The organism is Streptomyces sp. NPDC058401 (genome assembly GCF_042722885.1).
In the GTDB taxonomy this organism is placed as follows: domain Bacteria; phylum Actinomycetota; class Actinomycetes; order Streptomycetales; family Streptomycetaceae; genus Streptomyces.
This window is the reverse complement of the sequence record NZ_JBHXKA010000235.1, coordinates 1-6498: the sequence shown is the minus strand read 5'-3', so window position 1 is coordinate 6498 and position 6498 is coordinate 1. Positions and strand designations below refer to the sequence as shown.

The window sequence follows — 6498 nt, the reverse complement described above, 5'->3', positions numbered from 1 at the left end:
AGCACGGGCAACGTCCTGGCCGTCGCCGACCACCGCGGGGACGGCTTCCCCGCCTCCCTCAGCGGGGCCCGCGCCCCCGGCTCCACGATGAAGATCGTGACCGGGGCGATGCTGCTGGACCGGGGTCTGGTGGCGGCCGACAAGGTCGCCGAGTGCCCGGCGGAGGTGCAGTGGGGAGGCAGGACCTTCAAGAACCTCAAGGGCTTCAAGCTGGACGGCGAGACCTTCGCGACGAGCTTCGCCCAGTCCTGCAACACCGCCTTCATCAAGCAGATCAAGCCGGTCGACGACGACGACGCGCTCCCCAAGGAGGCCCGTGAGGTCTTCGGCATCGGCGAGGGCGTCGAGTGGAAGGTCGGCGTGCCCACCGTCGACGGCAAGGTCCCGGCCGCGACCGGTCCGGCCGCGGCGGCCGCGTACATCGGCCAGGGCCAGATCCAGATGAACCCGCTGACGATGGCCTCGGTCACGGCGACCGCCCGCACCGGGGTGTTCCGCCAGCCGGTCGTCGTCAAGGCCTCGCTGGACGGCCGCGAGATCGCGAAGGCCACCCGGAAGATGAAGCCCTCGGTGGCGGCGCAGCTCGTGCGGATGATGAAGCTGACGGCCGCCTCGGGCACCGCCCAGGGCGCCATGTCCTCGGTCCACGGCTCCGACAAGGGCGCGAAGACCGGCTCGGCGGAGGTCGACGGGGCGCAGAACCCGGACAGCTGGTTCACCGGCTTCAGCGGCGACGTGGCGGCCGCGGCGATGGTCGAGGGCGGCGGCCACGGCGGCGACGCGGCGGGCCCGATCGTGGCGGCCGTCCTGAACGCGGGCTGAGGGCGAGGGGCAGCGCGCCCCGGTCAGCCCTCCCGTACGTCGGCCGGCGCGGCCCCCGCGTGCCGGATCAGCTCGCGCGGATCCATCGGGAACACCGTGTGCGGGGTGCCCGCGGCCGCCCAGACCACCTCGTGGGCCAGCAGGGAGCGGTCCGCGAGGACCCGGGTGCGGGTGCGGTGCCCGAAGGGCGGCACCCCGCCGATGGCGTAGCCCGTGGTCTCCCGGACCAGGGCCGCGTCCGCCCGGGTCACGGCGCCCGCGCCGAGCTCGCGGCGCACCGCCTCCACGTCCACCCGGGAGGCCCCGTCCATGAGGACCAGGACGGGAACCCCGTCGGCGGCGAAGATCAGCGACTTCACGATCTGGCTGAGCTCGCAGCCGATCGCGGCGGCCGCGTCGGCGGCCGTGCGGGTCCCGTCGGGGAAGCTCCGTACGTCCGGCTCCAGCCCCAGTGCGGCGAGGGCTTCGGCGAAGAGGGGGTGCACCGTGGTGGTCGTCATGGAGGCACGCTAGCGCTCCCCGACCCGCCCGTGCGACGCCCTTTTCGCCGGGCCCGCCGGGCCTGCCGGGCCTGCTACAGCGCCGAGCGGACCGCCCGGACCAGGGCCTGGGCCCGCGGGTCGGCCGTGACCGACTTGGCGTGGGCGTTGGTGACGTAGCCGAAGCCGATGCCCGCCTCCGGGTCCGCGAAGGCCAGCGAGCCGCCGCGGCCCGGGTGCCCGAAGGAGGCCGGGGACAGCAGCGGGGAGGCCGGGCCGTGCAGCATGTAGCCGGGGCCGAAGCGGGTGTTGACCACCAGCACGCGGTCGGGGCCCGAGGACAGCTCCTTGCCGGCCAGCGCGGTGGTGGCCGGGGTGAAGATCCGCGCGCCGTCCTCCACCACGCCGATGGTGGCGGCGTAGAAGCGGGCCAGGGCGCGGGCCGTGCCGATGCCCGCGGAGGCCGGCAGCTCGGCCGCCCGGTAGGCGGGGTCGTTCTCGTCGGGCAGCGGGTCGATGGCCGCGAAGGCGCGGCGGGTGAGGGAGTCCGGATCGGCGTAGGCCGCGGAAACGTTTCGCTTCGGCCGGGTCCTGAGCGTGCCCGCGCTCTCCGGCGGATCGACCGGCGCCACCCGGCCCACCCGGTGCGCCTCGGACTCCGGCAGGCCGATCCAGAAGTCCAGGCCCAGCGGCTCCGCGATCTCCTCGGCGAGGATGCCCCCCAGCGAGCGGCCGGTCGCCCGCAGCACCAGCTCGGACAGCAGCCAGCTGAAGGTCTGCGCGTGGTAGCCGTGCTCGGTGCCGGGCTCCCAGAAGGCCTGCTGGGCGGCGACCGCACGCGCTCCGGAGAACCCGTCCGCGGCCTCGGCCACCGTCAGCCCGCGGTCCAGGGCCGGCACGCCCGCGCGGTGCGCGAGCAGGTCGCGGACCCGGGTCCGCTCCTTGCCGCCCGCCTTGAACTCCGGCCAGTACGAGCTCACCGGCGCGTCCAGGTCCAGCAGTCCGCGCTGCTGGAGCAGCAGCGGTACGGCCGCGGCCACGCCCTTGGTCGCGGAGCGGACGATCTGCGCGGTGTCCTCGGCCCAGGGTTCGGTGCCCTCGGCGTCCTTGGTGCCGGCCCAGAGGTCCACGACCTTGCGCCCGTCGCGGTACACGGCCACCGCCGCGCCACGGTCCCCGAGCACCTGGAAGTTGCGTACGAACGCGTCCCTGACGGGCTCGAAGCCCTCCGCCACCACACCCTTGATGTCCACGGCCTGTGCAACAACCTCCGACCGGCGGTTATGCCACCGTCCGGGGGCCCCGGGGCATGCTCAGCCGACGACGACCGAGCGCGGGTCGAACCCGAAGGGCAGCTCCAGCCGGTGGGCCCGCATCAGCTTCTCGTCGCAGAGCACGTCCTGGGTCCTGCCGTCGGCCACGATGGTGCCCTCGCTGAGGATCACCGCGCGCGGGCAGAGCTCCAGGGCGTAGGGCAGGTCGTGCGTCACCATCAGCACGGTGACGTCCAGGGAGCGCAGGATGTCCGCGAGCTCGCGGCGCGAGGCCGGGTCCAGGTTGGAGGACGGCTCGTCCAGGACGAGGATCTCGGGCCGCATGGCCAGTACGGTCGCCACCGCGACCCGGCGGCGCTGCCCGAAGGAGAGGTGGTGCGGGGGCCGGTCCGCGAAGGCGGCCATCCCGACCTGCTCCAGGGCGCCCCGCACCCGCTCTTCCAGCTCGGCGCCGCGCAGTCCGGCGGCGGCCGGGCCGAAGGCCACGTCCTCGCGGACGGTCGGCATGAACAGCTGGTCGTCGGGGTCCTGGAAGACGATGCCGACCCGGCGGCGGATCTCGGCGAAGTTCCGCTTCTCCACGGGCAGCCCGGCCACGCTCACGGAGCCGACGCCGCCGTTCAGGATGCCGTTGAGGTGCAGCACCAGGGTGGTCTTGCCGGCGCCGTTGGGGCCGAGCAGCGCCACCCGCTCGCCGTGCCCGACCGTGAGGTCGACCCCGAAGAGGGCCTGGTGGCCGTCGGGGTAGGCGTAGGCGAGGCCGGAGACCTCCAGCGAGGGCGGGGTCGCGGGCGTGGGTGCGTTCACAGGGCTCACAGGGTCCATCCCATCAGACAGACGGCGAGCGCCGTCACCGGGAGGGCGGCCGCGTACGCCCACTGCGTACGGGTGGCCACGGCCTCGTCGATCACCGGCATGGAGCCGGCGTAGCCGCGGCTGACCATCGCGAGGTAGACGCGTTCGCCGCGCTCGTAGGAGCGGATGAACAGGGCTCCGGCGGTCTTCGCGAGGACCCCCCAGTGCCGGATGCCGCGCGCCTCGAAGCCGCGGGAGCGGCGGGCGATGGACATCCGGCGCAGCTCGTCGCCGATGACGTCCCCGTACCGGATCATGAAGGAGGCGATCTGGACGAGGAGCGGCGGCAGCTTGAGCCGCTGGAGGCCCAGCAGCAGGGCGCGCAGTTCGGTGGTGGAGGCCAGGAGCACGGAGGAGGCCACGCCGAGGGTGCCCTTGGCCAGGACGTTCCAGGCGCCCCAGAGGCCGGAGACGCTGAGCGACATGCCGAGGACCTCCACCCGCTCGCCTTGGGCCACGAAGGGCATCAGGACCGCGAAGGCGACGAAGGGCACCTCGATCAGGAGCCTGCGCAGCAGGAAGCCGAGCGGGATCCGGGCCACGGCGGTGGCCGCCGCGATGAGGACGGCGTACAGGCCGAAGGCCCACACCGCCTCGCGCGGTGTGGACACGACGACGGCCACGAAACCGAAGGTCGCGGCGAGTTTGCAGTGCGGCGGCAGGTCGTGGACCGGGGAGCGCCCCGGCCGGTAGAGCTTGTGGGCGTGGCCCGCGCCCATGTCAGGCGGCCGGTACGGCCGTGGAGGCGGCCGTCAGGTCGGCGGAGCGGCGGCGGCGCACGGTCCAGAACACGCCGGTGCCGACGAGGACGGTCGCGCCCACGCCGATGACCCCGGCGAGGCCGCCGGAGAGACGGGCGTCGGAGACGTCCTTGACGCTGTAGTCGGCGAGCGGGGAGTCGGCGGCGGCGTGCTCGGTGACCTTCTGGTCGATGCCCTTGTCGGCGGCGACCTTCTCCAGTCCGTCGGGGCTGGAGGAGGCGTAGAAGGAGACGATGCCGGCCAGGGCCAGCGCGGCGACCAGTCCGGTGATCCAGACGGGCCTGGTGGAGCGGGCGGCGACCGGCGCGGCGGCGGGGGCGGGGGCGTCGACCAGTTCGCCGCCGACGCGCAGCTTCAGCGGGGCGGCCAGGCCGCGGGCGCCGTGGACGAGGTCGGGGCGGACGGCGATCACGGCGCCGACGGTGGCGGCGGTGATGACGGCCTCGCCGATGCCGATGAGGACGTGGACGCCGACCATGGCGCCGAACACCTTGGCGATCGGCACGTCGGTGGTGCCGCCGAGGGCGTAGAGGAGGGTGAAGAAGGTGGCCGCGGCGGGCACGGAGAGCAGGGCTCCGGCGAAGGCGGCGACGGTGACCGAGCGGCGGGTGTCGGGCAGCAGCTTGACCAGCCCGCGGAAGACGGCGTAGGCGACGACCACGGTGACGACGCCCATGGTGACGATGTTGACGCCGAGGGCGGTCAGACCGCCGTCGGCGAAGAGGAGGCCCTGCATGAGCAGGACCACGGACACGCACAGCACACCCGTATAGGGGCCGACGAGGATCGCGGCGAGCGCACCTCCCAGCAGGTGGCCGCTTGTTCCGGCCGCGACGGGGAAGTTGAGCATCTGTACGGCAAAGATGAAGGCGGCCACGAGGCCGGCGAGCGGCGCCGTGCGCTCGTCGAGCTCCCGGCGGGCGCCGCGGAGGCTGACCGCCACGGCTCCGGCGGCGGCGACACCTGCGGCAATGGAGACGGGGGCATCGATGAAGCCGTCGGGCACATGCATGGTTCTGCTCCGCTTCCTGCGGTCCGGCGAACGGTCCGGCGACCGGTCCGTTGAGCTGACAAAGTCTTTAACCGTTCAAGAATAGGGCCTTCTTGCGAACAGTTGGCAAGAGCGGTGCCGCCCCAAATAGCCCCGTGCGGATTCGTGGGAATGTGCGAGGCTGGGGGCAATACGGACGTAATTGTTCCGATTCGAGGAGTCTTGTCGATGTCAGCCGCCGCCGAGAATCCATCCGCAGGTGCCGCCTCGACCTGGGCCGCGACCGCCACGGCCCCCCTCGTCGAGTCCTCCTTCGCCGAGGCCCCCTTCGACGGGGCCCCCTTCGTCGAGGAGCGGGTGCGCGCCCGAGTGATCACCGACGATCCGCTCTACCGGGCCATCCCGGTCGCCCTGCGCTTCGTCCCCGCCGAGCCGCTGGCCGTACGGATCGTCTTCCCCGCCGACCTCTCCCCCGAGGGCACCGACAACGAGTGGGTCTTCCCCCGCGCCCTCCTGGAGGCCGGCCTCCAGGCCCCGACCGGGACCGGCGACGTACGCGTCTGGCCCTGCGGGCGCGTCCAGGCCGTCGTCGAGTTCCACTCCCCGGAGGGGGTCGCGGTGGTGCAGTTCGACATCGCCGCCCTGCGCCGCTTCCTGCGCCGTACGTACGCACCCGCGCCCGCGGCCACCCGTTAGGCCCAGCCGGCCCCGCCCGGTTCCACGGGAACGCAGAACAGGAACGAGAACGGGAACGCAGAACGCAGAACGGCCCCGCACCACCCGGTGCGGGGCCGTTCTGCGTACGCGTACTGCCGTCCGAAGGGTCAGACGTTGGCCAGCTCGCGGTCCTTGTCGGGACCGGAGCCCTCCGCGGAGTCGCCGAGGTGCTTGCGCAGGCTCTCGCCCTCCACGTCCACGTTCGGCAGGATCCGGTCGAGCCACTTCGGCAGCCACCAGGCCTTGTGGCCGAGCAGTGCGAGGACGGCCGGGACGATGGTCATGCGGACGACGAAGGCGTCGAAGAAGACGGCGATGGCCAGGCCGAAGCCGATCATCTTCACCATCTGGTCGCTGGCGCCCATGAAGCCGGAGAACACCGCGATCATGATGACGGCCGCGGCCACGACCACCCGGGCGCTGTACTGGAACCCGGTGACGACGGCCTGGCCCGGCCGCTCCCCGTGGACGTACGCCTCACGCATGCGGGTGACCAGGAAGACCTCGTAGTCCATGGCCAGACCGAAGACCACGCCGACCATGAAGATCGGCATCATCGACATGATCGGACCGGTCTGCTCCACTCCGAAGAGCGAGCC

Annotated in this window: 8 protein-coding genes; 2 read left to right on the top strand and 6 right to left on the bottom strand. The window is 73.0% G+C overall.

What is annotated here, in order from left to right; translation table 11 throughout:
• The coding region (locus ACFWNV_RS38900) for a penicillin-binding transpeptidase domain-containing protein (RefSeq protein ID WP_383956846.1) at window positions 1-822 on the top strand (822 nt) is incomplete at its 5' end.
• A gap of 23 nt (window positions 823-845) precedes the next feature.
• Here ACFWNV_RS38900 and ACFWNV_RS38895 read toward each other — a convergent pair.
• From ACFWNV_RS38895 to ACFWNV_RS38875, 5 genes are all read right to left on the bottom strand, one after another.
• Window positions 846-1322, bottom strand: a complete 477-nt coding sequence (locus tag ACFWNV_RS38895; RefSeq protein WP_383956843.1) for a YbaK/EbsC family protein — start codon at window positions 1320-1322, stop codon at window positions 846-848.
• A 74-nt stretch (window positions 1323-1396) separates the two neighbouring features.
• Complete coding sequence (locus tag ACFWNV_RS38890) at window positions 1397-2554, bottom strand: serine hydrolase domain-containing protein (protein WP_383956840.1); 1158 nt, start codon at window positions 2552-2554, stop codon at window positions 1397-1399.
• Between the two features lie 60 nt (window positions 2555-2614).
• Window positions 2615-3400: an energy-coupling factor ABC transporter ATP-binding protein gene (locus ACFWNV_RS38885; RefSeq protein WP_383956838.1), complete on the bottom strand. Its 786-nt coding sequence runs from the start codon at window positions 3398-3400 to the stop codon at window positions 2615-2617.
• On the bottom strand, window positions 3388-4149 hold the full coding sequence (gene cbiQ, locus ACFWNV_RS38880) for a cobalt ECF transporter T component CbiQ (RefSeq protein WP_383956835.1): 762 nt from the start codon (window positions 4147-4149) through the stop codon (window positions 3388-3390). The genes ACFWNV_RS38885 and cbiQ overlap by 13 nt, the downstream gene beginning before the upstream one ends.
• Window position 4150: 1 nt before the next feature.
• Window positions 4151-5203: an energy-coupling factor ABC transporter permease gene (locus tag ACFWNV_RS38875; protein WP_383956832.1), complete on the bottom strand. Its 1053-nt coding sequence runs from the start codon at window positions 5201-5203 to the stop codon at window positions 4151-4153.
• Window positions 5204-5410: 207 nt separating this feature from the next.
• On the opposite strand from ACFWNV_RS38875, the gene ACFWNV_RS38870 reads away from it, so the two are divergent.
• Window positions 5411-5878, top strand: coding sequence for an SsgA family sporulation/cell division regulator (locus ACFWNV_RS38870; protein ID WP_383956828.1), 468 nt, complete (start codon window positions 5411-5413; stop codon window positions 5876-5878).
• A gap of 128 nt (window positions 5879-6006) precedes the next feature.
• On the opposite strand, the gene ACFWNV_RS38865 is transcribed toward ACFWNV_RS38870, so the two are convergent.
• A partial coding sequence (locus ACFWNV_RS38865) for an MMPL family transporter (RefSeq protein ID WP_383956825.1) occupies window positions 6007-6498 on the bottom strand: 492 nt, incomplete at its 5' end.